Source organism: Bradyrhizobium guangdongense, assembly GCF_006483445.1.
GTDB lineage: Bacteria > Pseudomonadota > Alphaproteobacteria > Rhizobiales > Xanthobacteraceae > Bradyrhizobium > Bradyrhizobium guangdongense_A.
This window is the reverse complement of the sequence record NZ_PPPT01000066.1, coordinates 1-21105: the sequence shown is the minus strand read 5'-3', so window position 1 is coordinate 21105 and position 21105 is coordinate 1. Positions and strand designations below refer to the sequence as shown.

Annotated in this window: 18 protein-coding genes; 6 read left to right on the top strand and 12 right to left on the bottom strand. The window is 62.7% G+C overall.

Going from position 1 to position 21105, the window contains the following annotated elements:
* Nucleotides 1-88: 88 nt before the first annotated feature.
* The 10 genes from C2U70_RS09660 to C2U70_RS09620 form a co-directional block, all read right to left on the bottom strand.
* The gene (locus C2U70_RS09660; RefSeq protein WP_140977774.1) at nt 89-1318 is read right to left on the bottom strand and encodes an ABC transporter substrate-binding protein; all 1230 of its coding nucleotides are present in this window, start codon (nt 1316-1318) and stop codon (nt 89-91) included.
* On the bottom strand, nt 1306-1470 hold the full coding sequence (locus C2U70_RS32930; RefSeq protein WP_186294160.1) for a hypothetical protein: 165 nt from the start codon (nt 1468-1470) through the stop codon (nt 1306-1308). The genes C2U70_RS09660 and C2U70_RS32930 overlap by 13 nt, the downstream gene beginning before the upstream one ends.
* 32 nt (nt 1471-1502) lie before the next feature.
* Nucleotides 1503-2732 (bottom strand): ABC transporter substrate-binding protein, encoded by a 1230-nt coding sequence (locus C2U70_RS09655; protein ID WP_140977773.1) that lies wholly within the window; start codon nt 2730-2732, stop codon nt 1503-1505.
* 261 nt (nt 2733-2993) lie between these two features.
* Nucleotides 2994-4220, bottom strand: coding sequence for an ABC transporter substrate-binding protein (locus tag C2U70_RS09650; RefSeq protein WP_140977772.1), 1227 nt, complete (start codon nt 4218-4220; stop codon nt 2994-2996).
* A gap of 119 nt (nt 4221-4339) precedes the next feature.
* Nucleotides 4340-5521 carry an ABC transporter substrate-binding protein gene (locus C2U70_RS09645; protein ID WP_433960670.1) on the bottom strand — a complete coding sequence of 394 codons (1182 nt, stop codon included), beginning with the start codon at nt 5519-5521 and terminating at the stop codon, nt 4340-4342.
* 81 nt (nt 5522-5602) lie between these two features.
* A complete protein-coding gene (locus C2U70_RS09640) occupies nt 5603-6619 on the bottom strand; it encodes a branched-chain amino acid ABC transporter permease (protein WP_140977770.1) in 1017 nt (338 codons plus the stop codon).
* A gap of 2 nt (nt 6620-6621) precedes the next feature.
* Entirely contained in the window at nt 6622-7500 is an 879-nt protein-coding gene (locus C2U70_RS09635) for a branched-chain amino acid ABC transporter permease (RefSeq protein WP_140977769.1), read from the bottom strand.
* A gap of 12 nt (nt 7501-7512) precedes the next feature.
* Entirely contained in the window at nt 7513-8226 is a 714-nt protein-coding gene (locus C2U70_RS09630; protein WP_140977768.1) for an ABC transporter ATP-binding protein, read from the bottom strand.
* The gene (locus tag C2U70_RS09625; RefSeq protein ID WP_140977767.1) at nt 8223-9020 is read right to left on the bottom strand and encodes an ABC transporter ATP-binding protein; all 798 of its coding nucleotides are present in this window, start codon (nt 9018-9020) and stop codon (nt 8223-8225) included. The genes C2U70_RS09630 and C2U70_RS09625 overlap by 4 nt, the downstream gene beginning before the upstream one ends.
* A gap of 66 nt (nt 9021-9086) precedes the next feature.
* Nucleotides 9087-9953: an IclR family transcriptional regulator gene (locus tag C2U70_RS09620; protein ID WP_186294159.1), complete on the bottom strand. Its 867-nt coding sequence runs from the start codon at nt 9951-9953 to the stop codon at nt 9087-9089.
* 131 nt (nt 9954-10084) lie between these two features.
* Between C2U70_RS09620 and C2U70_RS09615 the strand changes: the two genes are divergently transcribed.
* From C2U70_RS09615 to C2U70_RS09590, 6 genes are all read left to right on the top strand, one after another.
* Nucleotides 10085-12181, top strand: coding sequence for a 3-hydroxyacyl-CoA dehydrogenase NAD-binding domain-containing protein (locus tag C2U70_RS09615; RefSeq protein ID WP_140977765.1), 2097 nt, complete (start codon nt 10085-10087; stop codon nt 12179-12181).
* A gap of 184 nt (nt 12182-12365) precedes the next feature.
* Complete coding sequence (gene pimA / locus C2U70_RS09610) at nt 12366-14048, top strand: dicarboxylate--CoA ligase PimA (RefSeq protein ID WP_140977764.1); 1683 nt, start codon at nt 12366-12368, stop codon at nt 14046-14048.
* The gene (locus C2U70_RS09605) at nt 14045-15232 is read left to right on the top strand and encodes an acetyl-CoA C-acyltransferase (RefSeq protein ID WP_140977763.1); all 1188 of its coding nucleotides are present in this window, start codon (nt 14045-14047) and stop codon (nt 15230-15232) included. The genes pimA and C2U70_RS09605 overlap by 4 nt, the downstream gene beginning before the upstream one ends.
* A 16-nt stretch (nt 15233-15248) precedes the next feature.
* Nucleotides 15249-16439: a pimeloyl-CoA dehydrogenase large subunit gene (gene pimC, locus C2U70_RS09600; protein WP_140977762.1), complete on the top strand. Its 1191-nt coding sequence runs from the start codon at nt 15249-15251 to the stop codon at nt 16437-16439.
* Between the two features lie 182 nt (nt 16440-16621).
* Complete coding sequence (pimD, locus tag C2U70_RS09595; protein ID WP_140977761.1) at nt 16622-17764, top strand: pimeloyl-CoA dehydrogenase small subunit; 1143 nt, start codon at nt 16622-16624, stop codon at nt 17762-17764.
* Between the two features lie 196 nt (nt 17765-17960).
* Nucleotides 17961-18734, top strand: coding sequence for an SDR family NAD(P)-dependent oxidoreductase (locus tag C2U70_RS09590; protein ID WP_140977760.1), 774 nt, complete (start codon nt 17961-17963; stop codon nt 18732-18734).
* Here C2U70_RS09590 and C2U70_RS09585 read toward each other — a convergent pair whose 3' ends face one another.
* Nucleotides 18735-19562 (bottom strand): hypothetical protein, encoded by an 828-nt coding sequence (locus C2U70_RS09585; RefSeq protein WP_140977759.1) that lies wholly within the window; start codon nt 19560-19562, stop codon nt 18735-18737.
* 47 nt (nt 19563-19609) lie between these two features.
* Complete coding sequence (locus C2U70_RS09580) at nt 19610-20971, bottom strand: MBOAT family O-acyltransferase (protein ID WP_140977758.1); 1362 nt, start codon at nt 20969-20971, stop codon at nt 19610-19612.
* Nucleotides 20972-21105 lie beyond the last annotated feature (134 nt).

Genomic DNA, 21105 nt, shown 5'->3' with positions numbered 1-21105 from the left:
ATTCGGTTTCCCGATCGGGCGATAGGCAAACGAAAAGCCCCCTGCGAGGACATCGCAGGGGGCTCGTGTCGTTTCGTTGCGGCTGAGACTAGCCGCCGGCGTCGGCGCTGATCACGTCACCGAACAGATCCCACTTCTCGCCCTTGAACTTCATGAGCTGGAGCGAGCTGATCGGAGCGAAGTCGGTCGGTGAGGTGTTGATCTTGATGCCGGGCAGCAGCACTTCGGTGCGGAAGTCCTTCAGGCTTGCCGCCTGCTTCATCACGTTCTCGCGCGTGAGATCGTCACCGCACTTCTTCAGCACTTCGACCAGCGTCTGCGCCACGCCGTAGCCGACGATGGTGCCGCCGTCGAGCTTGTCGCCTTCGGGGAAGTACTTCGTCATGAAGTCCAGGAAGGCCTTCATGCCGGCATCGTCCTTCCACTGCGGATCCGAGACGTCCTTCAGATACGCGGCCGAGATGATGTCCTGCGAGTGCTCGAAGCCCGCAGGCTTGATCACGCTGCCGACCGAAGCCGAGACGTTGTTGAGGAAGTGGGTGGGCTTCCAGCCGATCTCGGAGATCTTCTTGATCGCCTGGGCCGCGAATTTCGGCGTGGTGATGTTCATGAAGACGTCAGCGCCCGTCGCCTTCATCTTCACGATGTGGTTGTCGATCGTCGGCTCCGAGGTCTCATAGCTCTCCTCGATCACGATCATGCTGGCAGCCTTGGCGCCCAGGCCGTCCTTCAGACCCTTGAGATAGTCCTTGCCGTAATCGTCGTTCTGATAGAGCACGGCGATCTTGGCGTTCGGCATGTTCTTGAGCAGGTACTTCGCGTAGATCTGCGTTTCGCTCTGGTAGTTGGGCTGCCAGCCCATGGTCCAGGGGAAGTCCTTCGGATCGTTCCACTTGGTGGCGCCGGTGGCGACGAAGAGCTGCGGCACCTTCTTGGAGTTCATGTACTTCTGGATCGCCGAGTTCGGCGGCGTGCCGAGCGAGTTGAAGATCAGCAGAACCTCGTCGCTCTCGACGAGCTTGCGCGCCTGCTCCACCGTCTTCGGCGGGGAATACGCATCGTCATAGGAAACGAAATTGATCTTGCGGCCGTTGATGCCGCCTTCCTCATTGATCTTCTTGAAATAGGCCGCTTCGGTCCGTCCGATGATGCCGTAAGCGGACGCTGGTCCGCTGTAGGGCATGATGTTGCCAATCTTGATCTCGGTATCGGTCGCGCCGGTATCGTATTTCTTCTGCGCGAGCGCGGCGCTCGTCGAGGCCGCGAAGAGTGCGATCGCAAAAGACGCAACCGCAAGTTTGCTGGTCACAGCAGGCATTCCAATCTCCCTATTTCTTCTTGATGGTGCGCTCGAATTTTCTTGAATGAAATCTTTTTGGCTGCGCGGCGGCGATTGAATACGATTTGCCCGAAAGCTTCAAGAAAAAGCCCCTGCGAATAGGTCGCAGGGGCTGCTTCTTTAGTAGTCATAGACGACTCGTTAAGGACAACCCGCCCGTGCGCTAGCCGCCGACGTCGCCGCTCAGGATTTCACCAAACCGCTCCCAGGTCTCGCCCTTGAACTTGATCAGTTGCAACTGCGAGAGGGGCGCGAAATCGGTGGCCGACGTGTTGACCTTGACGCCCGGCAGCAGGCCGAGAGGCTCGAAATCCTTGAGGCTGGCCGCCTGCTTCATCACGTTCTCACGCGTCAGGTCGTCGCCGCATGCCTTCAACACCTGCACGAGGCCCTGGGCGACGATGAAGCCATACATCACCGAGGCGTCGGCGCGGTTGGCTTCTGGATAGTACTTGTCGAGGAATTCGTTCCAGGCCTTCATTGACGGGTCGGTCTTCCACTGTGCGTCGGTCGGATCCTTGAAGTATTGCGAGGAGATGATGTCCTGCCCGTTCTCGAAGCCGGCCGGCTTCATCACACTTCCGATCGAGCCCGAGACATTGTTGAGGAAGTGCAGCGGCTTCCAGCCGATCTCGGAGTTCTTCTTGATCGCCTGCGCCGCAAATTTCGGCGTGGTGATGTTGAAGAAGACGTCGGCGCCCGTCGCCTTCATCTTCACGATGTGCGAGTCGATGGTCGGCTCGGAGACCTCGTAGCTGTCCTCGATGACGATCATCGAGGCCGCCTTGGCGCCGAGCCCGTCCTTGAATCCCTTCAGATAGTCCTTGCCGTAGTCGTCGTTCTGGTAGAGCACGGCAATCTTGGCGTTCGGCATGTTCTTCAGGATGTACTTGGCGTAGATGATGGACTCGCTCTGGTAGTTGGGCTGCCAGCCCATGGTCCAGGGGAAATTCTGCGGATCGTTCCACTTGGTGGCGCCGGTGGCGACGAAGAGTTGCGGCACCTTTTTCTGGTTCATGTATTTCTGGATCGCCGAGTTCGGCGGTGTGCCGAGCGAGTTGAAGATCAAGAGCACCTCGTCGCTCTCGACCAGCTTGCGCGCCTGCTCGACGGTCTTCGGCGGCGAATAGGCGTCGTCATAGGTGACGAAGTTGATCTTGCGGCCGTTGATGCCGCCTTCGGCGTTGATCTTGCGGAAATAGGCCTCTTCGGTCTTGCCGATCACGCCGTAGGCGGAGGCCGGTCCGCTGTAGGGCATGATATTGCCGATCTTGATTTCGGTATCGGATGCGCCAGTGTCGTATTTCTTTTGAGCGGATGCTGCCGTCGACAGGGTGGCAGCCAGCACGAGGGCAGCCGAGAAGGCCCCCAATCGCACATGCATTGCAGGCATCTTGATCTCCCTAGGTAGGTTTGAATGCGTCGATTGTTCTTGATTGGGAGCGCTCGTTGCGCGTCGCTCCGATGCGCATTGAATACCCTTCCCGGGCCGCCAGCAAGAAAAACGCCGCGGCAGAACTGACGAGGGGCGCGCGATTTAATCCAAAGGAGGAGGAATATTCCGGCGCATGAGATTACGCGCGGCGTTAATCAATTGCGCTGAAGTTGCTTTGTATGAAGTCGGCTATTTTTGATTGAGCAAGCATTGTGCGGCTCAGTTGCTGAGCTCGCTGGAAATGATGCTGCCGAACAGCTCCCATTTCTTGCCCTTGAAGCGCATCATCTGGAGCTGCTCGATCGGCGCAAAATTCTCCGCCGAAGTGTTGATCCTGATGCCGGGCAAGAGCGTATCGAGCTCGACATCCTTCATGTTCGCCGCCTGCTTCATGACGTTGGCGCGCGTGAGGTCGTCGCCGCACATCTGCAGCACCTTCACCAGTGTCTGTGCCGCGCCGTAGCCGAACACGACCGCGCCGTCGAGCCTGTTGGCCTTCGGGTAATACTTCTCCAGGAAGGCGTAGAAGTTCTTCATGCCGGGATCGTTGTCCCATTGCGGATCTGAGCCGTCCTTTGCGTAGGTCGCGGAGAGGATGCCCTGTGCGACCTCGAAGCCGGCGGGCTCCATCACGCCGCCCACCGAAGCCGAGACGTTGGAGATGATGTGCATCGGATGCCAGGCGATCTCGGCGGCCTTCTTGATGGCCTGTGCCGCGAATTTCGGCGTCGCGATGCTGATGAAGACGTCGGCGCCGGACGCCTTGATCTTCACGACATGCTCGTCGATCGCGGGCTCCGAGGTCTCGTAGCTATCCTCGATCACGATCATCGACGCTTTGGCGCCGAGCCCGTCCTTCAGGCCCTTGAGGTAATCCTTGCCGAAATCATCGTTCTGGAAGAGCACGCCGATCCTGGCGTCCGGCTTCTCCTTCATGATGTATTTTGCGTAGATCCGCGCTTCGCTGGCGTAGCTCGGCTGCCAGCCCATGGTCCACGGGTACTGTTTCGGGTCGTTCCATTTCGAGGCGCCGCTCGCCACGAAGAGCTGCGGCACCTTCTTCTCGTTCATGTATTTGCGGATGGCGCTGTTGGTGGAGGTGCCGAGGGAGTTGAAGATGAAGAGCACCTCGTCGCTCTCGACCAGCTTGCGCGCCTGTTCCACCGTCTTCGGCGGCGAGTAGGCGTCGTCATAGGAGATGAACTTGATCTTGCGGCCGTTGATGCCGCCCTCGGCGTTGATCTTGTTGAAATAGGCCTCCTGGGTCTTGCCGATCACGCCATAGGCCGACGCCGGGCCGCTATAGGGCATGATGTTGCCGACCCTGATCTCGGTGTCCGTTGCGCCGGGGTCATAGGATTTTTGCGCCAGGGCCGACGTGCTCACTGCACTGCACAAGATGACTACGGCCGACAGGGCCGCAAACTGAAAACGGACGGCAGTCACATTGGTCTCCCACCCCAATTGGATCGGCGCCGCATTGAACAAGATTGGTGCAGGAGGTCAACAAAAAGCCCCCGCGACTCGCGCGGGGGCTCGTTTGTCTTGACCGTTCGGTCAGCGCGTTACTCGGATGCGATGTCGCCGCTGATGATTTCGCCGAACAGTTCCCACTTCTCGCCCTTGAAGCGCTGCATCTGGAGCTGGGAGATCGGGGCGAAGTCGGTGGCGCTGGTGTTGAGCTTCACGCCGGGCAGCACGGTGTCCGGGGCAAAGCCCTTCAGGCTGGCCGCCTGCTTCATGACGTTGGCGCGGGTGAGGTCGTCGCCGCACATCTCGAGCACCTTGACCAGCGTCTGGGCCGCGCCATAGCCGTACACCATGCTGGTGTCGCTCTTGTCCGCACCCGGAAGGTACTTGTCGACGAAGGCGTTCCACTTCTTCATGCCGGGATCGTTGGCCCACTGCGGATCGGTCGAGTCCTTGGCATAGGCCGCCGACAGCACGCCCTGGCCGTTCTCGAAGCCCGCGGGCCGCATCACGCTGCCGACCGATATCGCCACGTTGGTGAGGATCTGAAGCGGCTTCCAGCCTAGCTCGGCGGTCTTCTTGATGGTCTGCGCCGCGAATTTCGGCGTGGCGTAGATCAGGAGCACGTCGGGATTGGCGGCCTTGATCTTCACGATGTGGGAATCGACCGAAGGCTCGGAGACCTCGTAGCTCTCCTCCATGACGATCATGGACGCGGCCTTGGCGCCGAGCCCGTCCTTGGTGCCCTTCAGATAGTCCTTGCCGAAATCGTCGTTCTGGTAGAGCACCGCGACCTTGGCATCGGGCTTCTCCTTCATCAGCCATTTCGCGTAGATCAGCGCTTCGCTCTGGTAGGAGGGCTGCCAGCCGATGGTCCACGGGAAGTTCTTCGGGTCGTTCCACTTGGTGGCGCCGGTCGCGACGAAGAGCTGCGGGATCTTCTTGGCGTTAAGGTATTTCTGGATCGCGCTGTTCGAAGGCGTGCCGAGCGGATTGAACACCACCAGTACCTCGTCGCTCTCGACGAGCTTGCGCACCTGCTCCACGGCCTTCGGCGGCGAGTAGCCGTCGTCATAGGTCACGAAGTTGATCTTGCGACCGTTGATACCGCCCTGGTCGTTGATCATCTTGAAGTAGGCTTCTTCGGTCTTGCCGATCACGCCATAGGCTGACGCCGGACCCGAATACGGCATGATATTGCCGATCTTGATCTCGGTGTCGGTCGCGCCGGTATCGTATTTCTTTTGGGCGAGTGCTGCGCCGGAGGTGAACGTCATGACCGCCGTCGCAAGCGCGGCGATTCTTAGTTGTCGCAAGAGCAAAATCTGATCTCCTTGGATCTGTTGAGGGTAATGTGCTTACTTTCTGAGCTTGCCCAGCATTTGCTGGCTGACGATCGCAACCTGCCTCGCGCCGTGCGGAACCAGGAAGATCACGAGGAACAGTAGCACGCCGAACACCGCGCCGGAGAGGCCCTTCGAGATGCTCTCGGCCATGTTCGGAACGAAGATGATGAAGGCCGCGCCGACGAAGGAACCTGGCAGCCAGCCGACCCCGCCGACGACCATGCCGAGGAACAGCGAGATCGCGAGCGTGATGGTGTAGCTGTCGGGTGCCACGAACTGTACGGCGATGGCACCCAGGGCGCCGGAGACGCCCGTGATGCCGGCGGAGACGCCGAACGCCAGCGTCTTGTACAGCGCGACGTTGACGCCCATCGAGGACGCCGCGATCTCGTTGTCGCGGATCGCCATGAAGGCGCGCCCGGAGCGCGAGCGCAGCAGGTTCACCGAAAAGACGTAGATCGCCACCGTGACCGCGAGCGTGAAGTAGTAGAGCCAGGTGTCCTGCGACATCTTCAATCCGAACGGCGCGTCCGGCTTGGTGACGACGAGGCCCTGCACGCCGCCGGTCCAGTGCTCCAGGAAGTTCAGCTTCAGGAGCTGCGGCATGGCGGTGGCGAGCGCAAAGGTCGCGAGCGCCAGATAGACGCCCGACAGCCGCAGTGCCGGCTTGCCAAAGAGATAGCCGAACCCGAAGCAGATCACGCCTGCAATCGGCAGCGTCAGCGCGTAGTTGACGTTGAACTGCTCCATCAGCACCGCCGACGTGTAGGCGCCGACCGCGTAGAACGCGCTCTGGCCGAGCGAGAACTGGCCCGAGCCGCCGGTCAGGATGTTCAGCGCCAGCACCGCGAGCCCGTAGATCAGGAGCATCGTGATCTGGAAGATGATGAAGTTCTTGGCGAATGCCGGCACGATCAGGAGTGCCGCGAGCACCACCAGCGACGTGGTCGTGCCCAGCGTCATGGCCCGCTTCGGAACGGCCTCGACCGCCTCGTGGCCTTCTGCGACGACTTCTTCTGCAGCGCTCATGATCAAACTCGCTTGACGATGTGCCGGCCGAACAGGCCAGCGGGTTTGACGACCAGGACGGAGATGATCAGCGCGAGCGCGATCGGGAGTTTCAGCTCATTGCCGACGCCGGGGATGTAAGTGCCGGCGAGGTTCTCGAAGATGCCCATCAGGAAGCCGCCGACCACGGCGCCGAACGGGCTGGTCAGCCCGCCGAGAACGGCCGCGGCGAAGCCGTAAATCAGCACGCCGCCCATCATGTTGGGCTCGAGGAACACGACCGGGGCGATCAGCATGCCGGCGATGGCGCCGATGGCGGAGGCCATGCCCCAGCCGAGCGCGATCATCCAGCTCGTGTTGATGCCGACCAGCCGGGCCGATTCAGGCAGCGCCGCCGCCGCCCGCATCGCAAGACCGATCCGGGTGTACTGGAAGAAGAAGAACAGCGCGACCAGCAGCAGCACGGTGACGCCGATCATGCCGGCCTGGTGGGTCGAGATCAGTTGGCTGCCGAGGAACGGCGCGGAGCCGAACGGGGTCGGGTATTGCTTGATGGTGAAGTCCCAGATCAGGCCGGCGCAGGAGTTGATGATCGCGAACAGGGCGATGAAGCCGGCGACGTTGGTCAGGATCGGCGCCTTGGCGAGCGGCTTGAACAGGATGCGCTCGATCGCGATGCCGCCGATGAAGGCGAAGATCAGCGTGAGCACGAAAGCGCCCCAATAGGGCACGCCCCACTGCATCAACTGCCAGGAGATGAAGGTCGCGAACATCGCCATTTCGCCCTGGGCGAAGTTCAGATGGTCGATCGCCTGGTAGATCATGACCACGGCCAGCGCCATACAGGCATAGATGGCGCCGGTGGCAATCCCAGCCAGGATTTGGTTGGTGAAAAGCTCCATTGTCCCGGCTCCTCAGTAACCCAGATAGGATTTGCGGATGTCTTCGTTGCTCGCGATGTCCTTGGCCTTGCCCGACATCACGATGCGGCCGGTCTCGATCACATAGGCCTGGTCGGCGAGCTCGAGCGCGAGCTGCGCGTTCTGCTCGACCACCAGGATCGTGACCTTGTCCTCGCGATTGATCTTGCCGAGGATGCCGAACAGGTCACGCACGACGAGCGGCGCGAGGCCGAAGGACGGCTCGTCGAGCAGCATCAGCCGCGGCCGCAGCATCAGCGCGCGCGCCACCGCGAGCATCTGCTGCTCGCCGCCGGAGAGCGTGCCGGCCTGCTGGGTGTGCCGCTGCTTCAGCACCGGGAAGTGGGCATACATGCGCTCGATGTCGGCGACGATGTTGGTGCTATCCTTGCGCGTGATGGCGCCGAGCTGCAGGTTTTCTTCCACAGTCATCGTGGTGAAGGTGCCGCGGCCCTGCGGCACATGCGCGATGCCGTAGCGCACGATGCTCTCGGTCGAGCGGTTGTTCAGCGGCTTGCCGTCGAACTCGATGCCGCCGGTCGAGCGCACCATGTTGCAGATCGCCCGCAGCGTGGTGGTCTTGCCGGCGCCGTTGGCGCCCAGCAGCGTGGTCAGCGATCCTTCGTTCAGCGAGAACGACAGGCCGTGAAGGGCCTGGACCTGGCCGTAATAAGCGCGCAGATCCTTGACGTTGAGCAGGTGCGTCATTGGTCCTTGCTCCCGAGATAGGCCTTGATGACGTCAGGATCGGCCTGCACCTGGGCAGGCGTGCCTTCCGCGAGCTTCTTGCCGAAGTTCAATGCGACGACGTGGTCGGCGATCGACATCACGAGGCCCATGTGGTGCTCGACCAGCAGCACGGTCATGTGCCGGTCGTCGCGAATGCGGCGGATGAGGTCGCCGAGCACATAGACTTCCTCATGGTTGAGACCGCCTGCCGGCTCGTCGAGCAGCAGGATCTTTGGATCCGCGGCCAGCGCGCGCGCCAGCTCGACGCGCTTCTGCGTGCCGAACGGCAGGCCGGAGACGACGGTGTGCGCGACGTCGCCGAGATCGAGATAGTCGAGGATCTCGTGCACCTTCTTGTTCACGCCGGCTTCGCTGCGGCGAACCCAGGCGAGCTTGAGGGAGTCGCTGATGATGTCGGAGGAGGTGCGCGCATGCGTGCCGACGCGGACGTTGTCCATGACCGAGAGGTTCGGGAACAGCGCCACGTTCTGGAACGTGCGGCCGATGCCGATCTCGGCGATCTTGTGCGGCGGGCGCGACAGGATGCTCACGCCTTCCATCAGGATGTCGCCGGACGACGGCTGGTAGAGCCGCGACAGGCAGTTGAACAGCGTGGTCTTGCCGGCGCCGTTGGGGCCGATCAATCCGAGGATCTGGCCCTTGTGCATGTCGAAGGTCACGCCGTTGAGCGCGACGATGCCGCCGAACACGACGCTGACGTCGCGAACCGCGAGCAGAGGCGAAGTCCCCTGCGCGAGCTGTGCCTGCGTCATCTCGTCTCGCCCACACCGTTGAGTGGGCCAAAGGACGGAATGCTCCGTCCCCTGCAACGACAAAGGCTATCTGATCCCCTCGGCCACACGGGCAACTTTCCCTCCTGATTTCAGCTTCTTGCTGTTTTCTTTGTTCGAAGCGGGCACCAAACCGCCGAGTGCCGCTTCGATGTTCCTTACCATCGCCACGAGACGTGGTCCAATGTCGTTGATCAAACGCTCTTCCGTGAAGCGGAATGCCGGCGCGCCGCAATTGAATGCGTAAGGACCGGTTCCATCGTTGAGCTTGAGCGCGACGCCGGCCGCGCCGATGTCGTCGTGCCAGTCGCCGACCGAAAGCGCAAAGCCGTGTTTCGCGACGGTCTCGCCGGAGCGCTCCAGCCCGTCGCGCAGCTTGGGCCAGCGGCTGCCGTAATGTTCACGCAGATCGCGCAGCAGCGCGGCGCGTTCGTCTTCACCGAGCGCCCAGAAATAGGCGCGGCCCATCGCGCTGGTTGCAATCGGCACGCGCGAGCCGACGTCCAGTTGAACGCCGACCGTCTCGCTGCCACGGCTCTGTCCGAAATAGATCATGCTCTGGCGGTCGCGGCCGCCGACGGCCACGGCGCCGCCGGTCGCGCGCATCACGTCCTCGCGGAACGGTTCGGACAAATGCCGAATGCCGAGATTGGCCAGCGCCGCGTAACCCAGCGCGAGCGCGGCCGGCGCGAGCTGATACTTTTCGAAACGGGGAACCGGTGTAAGATAACCAAGCCTCGTCAACGTGTAAGTCAGCCGCGACACCGTGGGCTTGGGCAGGTTGGTACGGGCCGCGATCTCCTGATTGCCCAGAAGTCCGTCGTTGGGGTGGAATGCGCGCAATACATCTAGTCCGCGGGAGAGCGCGACGACGAAATTCCGATCGGTCGCTGGTTTCTTCCCTGTACGCTTCATCCCTGATCTGCTTCTTGCGCGGAGTCGTTGACAAGGCTCGTGCTTCAAAATAACCCTGCCGTCAAGATGCGGAATTAAATTCCGCACCGCGAAATCGAATAAAAGTAAATCCCCACCAAGGAGGGAATGCCGTGAGCGAAGTGGTGAAACTCGAGCGTCAGGACGACATCGGCGTCGTCACGGTCAACAGCCCTCCGGTGAATGCGCTCAGCGCCGCAGTGCGTGGCGGCATTTTGGAATGCATCAAGGCCGCGGTCGCCGATCCCGCCATCAAGGGCATCGTCCTGACCTGCGCCGGCCGCACCTTCATTGCCGGTGCCGACATCACCGAATTCGGCAAGCCACCGAAGCCGCCCGGCCTCAACGAAGTGCTGGCGGAGATGGAGAATTCGCCGAAGCCGATCGTCGCCGCGATCCATGGCACCGCGCTTGGCGGCGGCCTCGAAGTGGCGCTGGCCTGCCACTTCCGCGTGGCTACGAAAGAGGCAAAGCTCGGCCTGCCCGAGGTGAAACTCGGCCTGCTGCCGGGCGCCGGCGGAACGCAGCGCCTGCCGCGCGCGGTCGGTCCGGAACTCGCGGTCAAGATGGTGGTCGGCGGCGACCCGATCGGTGCGGCCGAAGCGCTCAAGAACGGCCTGATCGAGGAGATCGTCGAAGGCCCGGCCGCCGGTGGCGTGGCCTTTGCCAAGAAGGTCGTGGCCGAGAAGCGCGCTCTGCGCCGCCTGCGCGATGACGATTCCAAGCTCGCGGCTGCCAAGGCCGACCGCTCGATCTTCACCAATGCGGTAGCGGCGCTGACCAAGAAGGCGCGCGGCCTGGAAGCGCCGTTCGCGGCCGCCGACGCCGTCGGTGCGGCGATCGACTATCCCTTCGACGAAGGTCTGAAGAAGGAGCGCGAGGGCTTCATGAAGCTCCTCGTCAGCGATCAGTCCAAGGCGCAGCGCTATGCGTTCTTCGCCGAGCGCGAGGCCAACAAGATCGCCGGCGTGCCCGAAGGCACCAAGTCGCGTCCCGTCGCCCGCGTCGCCGTGCTGGGCGCCGGCACCATGGGTGGCGGCATCGCGATGTCCTTTGCCAATGCCGGCATTCCCGTCACGCTGATCGAGACCGCCGAAGAGCAGTTGAAGCGCGGCATGGGCATCATGCAGAAGAACTGGGAAGCGACCGCGGCGCGCGGCGGCATCCCGGCCGATGCACCCGCCAAGCGCATGGCGCTGATCGACGGCAAGGTCGGCCTCGAGAACGTCAAGGACGCTGACCTGGTGATCGAAGCCGTGTTCGAGACCATGGCGGTGAAAAAGGAAGTCTTTGGCAAGCTCGACCAGTTCGCCAAGCCGGGCGCCGTGCTCGCCTCCAACACCTCCTATCTCAACATCGATGAGATCGCGAAGGCGACCAACCGTCCGCAGGACGTCTTGGGCATGCACTTCTTCTCGCCCGCCAACGTCATGAAGCTCTGCGAGATCGTGCGCGCCGACAAGACCGCGCCCGACGCGTTGGTCACCGCCGTCTCCATCGCGCGCAAGATCGCAAAAGTGCCGGCCGTGGTCGGCGTCTGCGACGGCTTTGTCGGCAACCGCATGCTGGCGCAGCGCGGCAAGCAGTCCGAAAAGCTGTTGTTCGAAGGCGCGCTGCCGCAGCAGGTCGATGCCGTCGTCACTAAATTCGGCATGCCGATGGGCCCATTTGCGATGGGCGATCTCGCCGGCCTCGATATCGGCTGGCGCTCGCGCAAGGACCGCGGCATCAAGTCGGAGATCGCGGACGCGCTCTGCGAAGCCGGCCGCTTCGGCCAGAAGACCGGCAAGGGCTATTACAAATACGAGGCGGGCTCCCGCGCGCCGATGCCGGATCCGGAGGTCGAGAAGCTGATCGACGAGACGCTGCTCCGCCTTGGCCGCAAGAAGCGCGTCGTCAGCGACGACGAGATTCTCGAGCGCATGATGTACCCGATGATCAACGAGGGTGCCAAAATCCTCGAAGAGGGCATCGCGGCGCGTCCGAGCGATATCGACGTGGTCTGGCTCTATGGCTATGGCTGGCCGATCTATCGCGGTGGCCCGATGTACTGGGCCGACACCGTGGGCCTGAAGCACATCGCGGATCGCTTGTCCTTCTACGCCAAGGAAACCAACGATCCGAGCCTCGAGCCCGCTCCGCTGCTGAAGAAGCTCGCGGCCGAAGGCAAGACGTTTGCGTCGCTGGCGGCCGAGTCGAAAGCGGCGTGATGGCCGCTTTCTCTCTCCACTCGTCATTCCACGTTGCGCAATTGCGCAACGGGGATGCGCCGCAAGGCGCAGGCCCGGAATCCATAACCCCGATTGGTGGTTATGGATTCTCAGATGCGCAATTGCGCATCATAGCTCGCGACGTTGTCGCGCCCCGGAATGACACCTGAGTTTGTTGTGAAAAATGACCCATCCCGGCGAACAGTTTTATCCCGAAGGCGTGCGGTGGGACGACCCGATCGTCCAGGGCACGCTGCCTGACCTCCTGTCCAACGCCGCGGCCGAATATGGCGCGCGCGCAGCGCTCGAGTTTCGCGACCGGCCGATCAGCTACACCGAGCTCGAAGCGATGGTGGAGCAGGCGGCCGCGGCCTTCCTGCGCGCCGGCTGCGGCAAGAACACCTCGGTCGCGCTGTTCCTCGGCAATACGCCGGATCATCCGATCAATTTCTTCGGCGTACTGAAGGCGGGCGCGCGCGTCGTACATCTGTCCCCGCTCGACGGCGAAATCGCGCTGACGCACAAGCTTACGGATTCCGGCGCGCGGACCCTCGTCACCAGCAATCTCTCGGCGCTGCTTCCGACTGCACTCAAGTTTCTCGACAAGGGACTGATCGACAGGTTGATCGTCTGCGAGGACGACGATTGGGGCAAGATCGGCGCGCCGCAAATGGCGCTGCCGGACAATCCCGCGATCATTACCCGCAAGCAGTTCATCGAGGGCGTGACCAGGCCGGACGCCTGGCCGGCAATCGACATCGACGATGTCGCGTTGCTGCAATACACCAGCGGAACGACCGGCTTGCCCAAGGGCGCCATGCTCTCCCATGGCAATTTCACGGCCGCCGTGTCGATCTACGATAATTGGGGAAGACCCGCCCGGCTGGCGCGCAATACGGTCGAGCGTGTCATCTGCGTGCTGCCGCTGTTCCACATCTTCGCACTTACCGTGGTGCTGCTGTCCTCGCTGCGACGCGGCAACCTGGTCTCGCTGCACCAGCGTTTCGATGTGGAGGCCGTGATGCGCGACATCGAGGTCAAGCGCGCGACCTATTTCCCCGGCGTGCCGACGATGTGGATCGCAATTGCCGCTTTGCCCGATCTCGATAAGCGTGATTTCTCCTCGTTGCGCACCGCCGGCTCGGGCGGCGCATCATTGCCGATGGAAGTCGCAAGGATTTTCGAGCGCAAGGTCGGCATGAAGCTGCGCAGCGGCTGGGGCATGACCGAGACGTCACCGGCCGGCACGGCCTATCCGGAGAACGGACCGGAGAAGCCGGGCTCGGTCGGGGTGATGCTGCCCGGCATCGAGATCGACATCGTATCGCTGGACGATCCGACAAAGGTGTTGCCGGTCGGCGAATCAGGCGAACTGCGCATCAGGGGGCCGAACGTCACCAAGGGCTACTGGAACAAGCCGAAGGAGACCGCGGAGTCCTTTGTCGGCGATCGCTTCCTGACCGGCGACGTCGGCTACATGGATGCCGACGGTTATTTCTACCTGGTCGACCGCAAGAAGGACATGATCATCTCCGGCGGCTTCAACGTCTATCCGCAGATGATCGAGCAGGCGATCTATACCCATCCGTCGGTGCAGGAGGTCATCGTCATCGGCATCCCCGACGATTACCGCGGCGAATCGGCGAAAGCCTTCGTCACGCTGCGCGCGGGCGCCCAGCCGTTTACCATTGATGAGCTGCGCAACTTCCTCGCCGGCAAGCTCGGCAAGCACGAGCTGCCGACGGCCCTCGAGTTCGCCGCCGAATTGCCGCGTACACCGGTCGGCAAGCTGTCGCGCCATGAATTGCGCCGGCAGCAGAAGGCCCAATCAACACCACAGCAAGTCGCAACAGGAGTTCGCTCGTGACTGACGCCGTCATCGTTTCCACCGCCCGCACACCGATCGGAAAAGCCTATCGCGGCGCGCTCAATGCCACCGAGGGCGCGACCCTGCTGGGCCATGCGATCGGTGAGGCGGTCGCGCGCGCAAAAGTCGACCCGAAGGAGATCGAGGACGTCGTGATGGGCGCGGCCCTGCAGCAGGGCGCGACCGGCGGCAACATCGCGCGCAAGGCGCTGCTCCGTGCCGGTCTCCCGGTCACGGTCGCCGGCACCACCATCGACCGCCAATGCGCCTCGGGCCTGCAGGCGATCGCGCTCGCGGCGCGCTCGGTGATCTTCGACGGCGTCGAGATCGCGGTCGGCGGCGGCGGCGAGTCGATCAGCCTGGTGCAGAACGACAAGATGAACGGTTTCCACGCCCAGGATCCGGCGCTGCTCAAGATCAAGGGCGAGGTCTACATGCCCATGATCGATACGGCTGAGATTGTCGCGAAGCGCTATGGCATCTCGCGCGAGAAGCAGGACGAATATTCGCTGGAGAGCCAGCGCCGCACCGCGGCCGCGCAGCAGGGCGGCAAGTTCAAGGACGAGCTCGCGCCGATCAAGACCATGATGGCCGTCACCGACAAGGCGACCGGCGCGGTCACGATGAAGGAAATCACGCTGGCGCAGGACGAGGGTCCGCGCCCCGAGACGACGGCAGAGGGCCTTGCCGGCCTTAAGGCCGTGCGCGGGGATGGCTTCAGCGTCACCGCCGGCAATGCCAGCCAGCTCTCGGACGGCGCCAGCGCCTCCGTGATCATGAGCGACAAGGAAGCGGCGAAGCGCGGTCTCAAGCCGCTCGGCATCTTCCGCGGCTTCGTCTCCGCCGGCTGCGAGCCGGACGAGATGGGCATCGGTCCGGTGTTCGCCGTGCCGCGGCTCCTCAAGCGCCATGGCTTGACGGTCGACGACATCGGTCTTTGGGAATTGAACGAGGCTTTTGCCGTGCAGGTGCTCTACTGCCGCGACAAGCTCGGCATCGACCCCGAGAAGATCAACGTCAATGGCGGTGCGATTGCGGTCGGCCATCCCTACGGCATGTCGGGCGCGCGGCTCACCGGCCACGCCCTGATCGAAGGCCGCCGCCGCAAGGCCAAGTACGCGGTCGTCACCATGTGCGTCGGTGGCGGCATGGGCGCGGCAGGTTTGTTCGAGGTATTGCAGTAATTCACAGGAGGATCCGATGGATCTCGCATTCACGAAAGAAGAGCAGGCGTTTCGCGAGGAAGTGCGGCAGTTCTTCCGCGACAACGTGCCCGCGGACACGCGGCGCAAGATGGTCGAGGGCCGGCATCTCTCGAAGGACGAGATGGTCACCTGGTGGCGCATCCTCAACAAGAAGGGCTGGGGTGTCAGCCACTGGCCGAAGCAGTATGGCGGCACGGGCTGGACCACGGTGCAGCACTATATCTTCAACGAGGAGCTGCAGTCCTATCCGGCGCCGCAGCCGCTCGCCTTCGGCGTCAGCATGGTCGGCCCGGTCATCTACACCTTCGGCAACGAAGCGCAGAAGAAGCAGTATCTGCCGCGCATCGCCAATGTCGACGACTGGTGGTGCCAGGGCTTCTCGGAGCCGGGTTCGGGTTCGGACCTCGCCTCGCTCAAGACCAAGGCCGAGCGCAAGGGCGACAAGTGGATCATCAACGGCCAGAAGACCTGGACCACGCTGGCCCAGCACGCCGACATGATCTTCTGCCTCTGCCGCACCGATGCGAATGCAAAGAAGCAGATGGGCATCTCCTTCATCGTGTTCTCGATGAAGTCGAAGGGCGTCACCGTGCGCCCGATCCAGACCATCGACGGCGGCCACGAGGTCAACGAAGTGTTCTTCGACGACGTCGAGGTTCCCATCGAGAACCTGATCGGCGAGGAGAACAAGGGCTGGGACTACGCAAAATTCCTGCTCGGGAATGAGCGCACCGGCATTGCGCGGGTCGGGGTCTCCAAGGAGCGGCTGCGCCGCATCAAGGAGCTCGCGGGCAAGGTCGAGTCCAACGGCAAGCCGATTCTCCAGGACAGCGCATTCCGCGACAAGCTCGCGGCCTGCGAGATCGAGCTCAAGGCGCTGGAGCTTACCCAGCTCCGCGTCGTCGCCGACGAGGGCAAGCACGGCAAGGGCAAGCCCAATCCGGCGTCCTCGGTGCTCAAGATCAAGGGCTCCGAGATCCAGCAGACCACCACCGAGCTGCTCATGGAGGTCATCGGCCCGTTCGCCGCACCTTACGACGTGCATGGCGACGACGGTTCGAACGAAGCCATGGACTGGACCGCCCAGATCGCGCCGAGCTACTTCAACAACCGCAAGGTCTCGATCTACGGCGGCTCCAACGAGATCCAGCGCAACATCATCGCCAAGGCGGTGCTGGGGCTGTGACCTCCTACCTCTCCGCGGAGGCGGGGAGGGCAACTTTCCACCGTCATTCCGGGGCACGACGAAGTCGCGAACCCGGAATCCATCGGGCCGCAGAGTCGAAGGCGAAATGGATTCCGGGTCTGTCCCTTCGGGCCATCCCGGAATGACGAAGTAGATGATCCGGGTACGAGGAAGCAAGACAGATGGATTTTGATTTGACCGAGGAGCAGCGGCTTCTCAAGGACAGCGTCGACGGCCTGCTGACGGATTCCTACGATTTCGAGCAGCGCAAGAAGTACATGAAGGAAAAGGGCGGCTGGAGCAAAGCCGTCTGGGGCAAGCTCGCCGAGCAGGGCCTGCTCGGTCTGCCCTTTGCGGAGGCCGATGGCGGCTTCGGCGCCGGCGGCGTCGAGACCATGATCGTCATGGAAGCGCTCGGCAAGGCGCTGGTGCTCGAGCCTTATCTCGCAACCGTCGTGATCGGCGGCGGCTTCCTGCGCCACGGGGCGTCAGCCGAGCAGAAGGCGGCTTATGTGCCTGCCATCATCGACGGCAGCAAGACCTTTGCCTTTGCGCAGCTCGAGAAGAACTCGCGCTACGACCTGTTCGACGTCGCGACGACCGCGAAGAAGAAGGGCGCCGGCTGGGTCATCGACGGCGAAAAGTTCGTCGTGCTCAACGGCGAGAACGCTGACATGCTGATCGTCACCGCCCGCACCAAGGGCGATCGCCGCGACAAGACCGGCGTCGGGGTCTTCCTGGTCCCGGCTGACGCCAAGGGCATCACCAAGAAGTCCTATCCGACCCAGGACGGCCTCCACGCCGCCGACATCACCTTCACCGGTGTCGAAGTCGGTGCCGATGCCGCGATCGGCAATCCCGATGACGCGCTTGCGCTGATCGAGCGCGTGGTGGACGAAGCCCGCGTCGCGCTCTGCGCAGAGGCGGTCGGCCTGATGGACGAATCGCTGAAGACCACCGTCGAGTACATCAAGACGCGAAAACAGTTCGGCGTCGCGATCGGCTCGTTCCAGTCGCTGCAGCATCGCGCTTCCGACATGTTCGTCGCCGCCGAGCAGGCCCGCTCGATGTCGATGTTCGCGACCATGGCTGGTGATTTCACCGATGCCAAGGAACGCAGCAATGCAATCGCGGCGGCCAAGGCGCAGATTGGAAAGTCGCTGAAATTCGTCGGTCAGCAGTCGATCCAGCTCCATGGCGGCATCGGCATGACCATGGAGGCGAAGATCGGTCACTACTTCAAGCGCCTGACCATGATCGAAAACACCTTTGGCGACACCGAATACCACCAGCGCCGCGTCGCCGATGGCGGCGGGTTGATTTAGACCACACAACGACTGTCATCCCGGGGCATCGCGACTTGTCCGCCGAAGCTCAAAGAGCGAAGGCGGAAGCGATGAGCCCGGGATCCATCATGCGGCATCACGCGCGGTGAAATGGATTCTCCGATGCGCAATTGCGCATCGTAGCTCGCGACTTCGTCGCGCCCCGGAATGACGAACATGTGAGGGAGCAACAACAATGAAAAACACCCCGTTCGATCTCACCGGAAAAGTCGCTGTTGTCACCGGCTCCAGCCGCGGCATCGGCCGCTCCTCCGCCGAATTGCTTGCCAAGCTCGGTGCCAAGGTCGTGGTCTCCTCGCGCAAGGCCGATGCCTGCAAGGAGGTCGCTGACGGCATCAATGCTGCCGGCGGCGATGCCATCGTGATCCCCTGCAACATCGCGCGCAAGAACGAGGTCGAGGCCCTGATCTCGGGCGCGACCAAGCATTACGGCAAGGTCGACATCCTCGTCTGCAACGCTGCCGTGAACCCGTATTACGGTCCGCTGCTCGACATCACTGACGAGGCCTTCGACAAGATCATGGGCTCGAACGTCAAGAGCAACATCTGGCTCTCGGCGCTGGCGATCCCGCAGATGGCCGAGCGCGGCAACGGCTCCGTGATCATCATCTCCTCGATCGGCGGCCTGCGCGGCTCGACCGTGATCGGCGCCTATGGCATCTCCAAGGCCGCTGACTTCGCGCTGTGCCGCTCGCTCGCCGGCGAATGGGGCCCGAAGGGCGTGCGTGTCAATTGCATCGCGCCCGGCCTCGTGAAGACCGATTTCGCCCGCGCGCTCTGGGAGGACGAAGCCAATCTCAAGCGCCGCACCGCCACCACGCCGCTCCGCCGCATCGGCGAGCCCGACGAGATCGCCGGCGCAGTGGCCTATCTCGCGTCGGATGCCTCGAGCTTCATGACCGGCCAGACCATCGTCATCGACGGCGGCGTCACCACGGCGGCGGTCTGATCACTGCCCTGCCAGCGCCTTTTCGATCGCGCGGGCCACGATCAAGGCGGAACGCTCGTCGAGATGCACGCCATCCGCCCAGCGCAGTTCGGCGCGCGGCGCATCGATCCGCAGCCAGCGCGCCGGATCCGGGAACGACTCATGGACGATCGCGCGGGTCGTCCTGATCAAGTTCGTTCGTTCGATGTCAGATGCCAGTGGCAGCTCGATCAGGAAGGCCCGCGCGCCGCGCTGCTCGACCTCAGCCACGAGTTGCCGGATCAGGAGCACGTTCGCAGGTACCCGCGGCGTGGCGTCCTCCGCATTCATCTCCTTCACCGCACGCTCGACATAGACGCGATTGTCGAACCCGGACGGTGGCTGCTTCAGCAGATCCTCCAGCGACGCGCGCACGTCCGCCGGGGCAGGCGGCGGGTGGTTCCATGTCTCGTAGGCCGCAACGGCCGTGCGTATCGGACGCAATAGCGTGTGAGGGCGCTCACCACCGGCAAATCGCTTGACCAGCGCGTCGTCGGCGAGGCGTGACAGAATGTCGGTCTCGATCAGGATGATCTTGGGAAGTTGAACCTGCCTCGCAACGATCTGGAGGCCGGTTATCGCAGAGCCGCCGGCCAGCGCGAGATTGCGGACACGAGGAAGCAGGAAATTCTCCTCCTTGAGGCGCCAGCCGACCGAGCTGCCAACCAGTACGATGTCGGGCGGCGGCTCCTGCACGTAACGGTTCAGCGTGATGAAATTGCCGTCCCGCGTCGTTGCCGCCGGTTGCTGAAGGTTCGTGCCGATCGAGGCGGCGACGAACTGGGAGGCCAGCAGGACCGTGGCTGCCATCAGCCCGCATTTGATCAGCCATGTGCTTGCCGGAGAGTCTTGCATGGTCAGAACTGGAAATAGATGAAGGCAGTATCGGGACCCGCCTCGAGCAGGGCGAGCGCGGCAAGCATGCCGTAGAGATAGGGCTCCCAGCGCCGCAAGCGTTCGGATACGAACGATCCGAAGCCGAGATGCTGGATCAGCACCGGAAGAACATAGAGCAGGGCGAGGCTGTAGTAGAGCTTCGTCGGATTGAACAGGTCAGGCGGGACGAACATGCCCTTCATGAATCCGAGCGCGTGGTCGATATCCGGCAGCTTGAAGAGGATCCAGAGCATCGTCACGCAGAAGAATACCGTGGACCTCCTCGCAATCACCATCACCGGACCGGATTTCCGCAGCATCGCCAGGAACGGCCGCTCGATCACGAGCAAGAGTCCGTGCAGCATCCCCCACAGCGCGTAGCTCAGGCTCGCGCCGTGCCAGAGCCCGCCGAGCGTCATCACGATCATCAGGTTGAGATAGGTGCGCCCGCGGCCGTGCCGGTTGCCGCCGAGCGGGATGTAGAGATAGGTCCTGAGCCACATCGACAGGGAGATGTGCCAGCGCGTCCAGAATTCCGAGAACGAGGTCGAGATGTAGGGCAGGTCGAAATTCACGGGCAGGCGATAGCCGAACAGCAGCCCGAGGCCAAGCGCGATCGCCGAATAGCCGAAGAAGTCGGCATAGATCTGGTAGCTGTAGAGCACGACCAGCAGCCAGCGATCCTGCGCCCGCAGGGTCTCGTAGAGCGGAAAGTCCATGTAGGACGTCATCTCGTTGAGATTGTTGGCGACGTACAGCTTGAAGAAATAGCCGGCCAGGATCCACTTTGCCGCCTCGACGAAGTGGACGTCGCCAACGCGCTTCGGCACGATCTGCGGCATGAACTGCGCGGCCCGCGTGATCGGGCCGGAGACGAGCTGCGGAAAGAAGATGATGTAGAGAAAGATGTCCGCGAGCTTCGGCGGGTCCTTACCGTCGCGGGTCAGGTCGACCAGCAGGCTGATATTGTGGAAGACGAAGAAGGAGATGCCGATCGGCAGCGGCAGCCGCAGCAGGACATCGACCGGCGTCACGCCGGTGAGCTGGCCGGCTGCCGCATCGACGAACAAAAATTTGTATTTGAAGAACGCGAGCAGCGCGAGATTGAAGGCGATCCCGGCCGGCAGCCAGACCGCGCGGTTACGGAAGGCCAGCGCGAGGAAAACGTGGGTGCCGAGAACCGCGACCAGCAGCAGCGGCAAGAGCTCCGGCTGCCCGTAGCCGTAGAAGAACACGCTCGCCAGCACCAGAAGCTGGACCTGGAAATTCCGAAAGGCCGGCAGGTAGTAGGCGCCGAAAACGATCGCGACGAAAACGCCGAACTGCCAGGATGTAAAAGTCATACCGCCCCAATGCCGTTGCGGGCATGTACCATTTTGGCGGATACGGTCATAGCCTCGTCGCCACCACTCCAGTGCGATTTGTAGTTGCAGGAGAGTCGGCGCTTCACTTACCCTCCCCTGGAGGGGGAGGGTCG

Coding starts and splice junctions, on each gene's coding strand:
- C2U70_RS09660 (WP_140977774.1), bottom strand. CDS start 1,318: ATGCCTGCTGTGACCAGCAAACTTGCGGTTGCGTCTTTTGCGATCGCA.
- C2U70_RS32930 (WP_186294160.1), bottom strand. CDS start 1,470: ATGACTACTAAAGAAGCAGCCCCTGCGACCTATTCGCAGGGGCTTTTT.
- C2U70_RS09655 (WP_140977773.1), bottom strand. CDS start 2,732: ATGCCTGCAATGCATGTGCGATTGGGGGCCTTCTCGGCTGCCCTCGTG.
- C2U70_RS09645 (WP_433960670.1), bottom strand. CDS start 5,521: ATGACGTTCACCTCCGGCGCAGCACTCGCCCAAAAGAAATACGATACC.
- C2U70_RS09640 (WP_140977770.1), bottom strand. CDS start 6,619: ATGAGCGCTGCAGAAGAAGTCGTCGCAGAAGGCCACGAGGCGGTCGAG.
- C2U70_RS09635 (WP_140977769.1), bottom strand. CDS start 7,500: ATGGAGCTTTTCACCAACCAAATCCTGGCTGGGATTGCCACCGGCGCC.
- C2U70_RS09630 (WP_140977768.1), bottom strand. CDS start 8,226: ATGACGCACCTGCTCAACGTCAAGGATCTGCGCGCTTATTACGGCCAG.
- C2U70_RS09625 (WP_140977767.1), bottom strand. CDS start 9,020: ATGACGCAGGCACAGCTCGCGCAGGGGACTTCGCCTCTGCTCGCGGTT.
- C2U70_RS09620 (WP_186294159.1), bottom strand. CDS start 9,953: ATGAAGCGTACAGGGAAGAAACCAGCGACCGATCGGAATTTCGTCGTC.
- pimA (WP_140977764.1), top strand. CDS start 12,366: ATGACCCATCCCGGCGAACAGTTTTATCCCGAAGGCGTGCGGTGGGAC.
- pimC (WP_140977762.1), top strand. CDS start 15,249: ATGGATCTCGCATTCACGAAAGAAGAGCAGGCGTTTCGCGAGGAAGTG.
- pimD (WP_140977761.1), top strand. CDS start 16,622: ATGGATTTTGATTTGACCGAGGAGCAGCGGCTTCTCAAGGACAGCGTC.
- C2U70_RS09590 (WP_140977760.1), top strand. CDS start 17,961: ATGAAAAACACCCCGTTCGATCTCACCGGAAAAGTCGCTGTTGTCACC.
- C2U70_RS09585 (WP_140977759.1), bottom strand. CDS start 19,562: ATGGCAGCCACGGTCCTGCTGGCCTCCCAGTTCGTCGCCGCCTCGATC.
- C2U70_RS09580 (WP_140977758.1), bottom strand. CDS start 20,971: ATGACTTTTACATCCTGGCAGTTCGGCGTTTTCGTCGCGATCGTTTTC.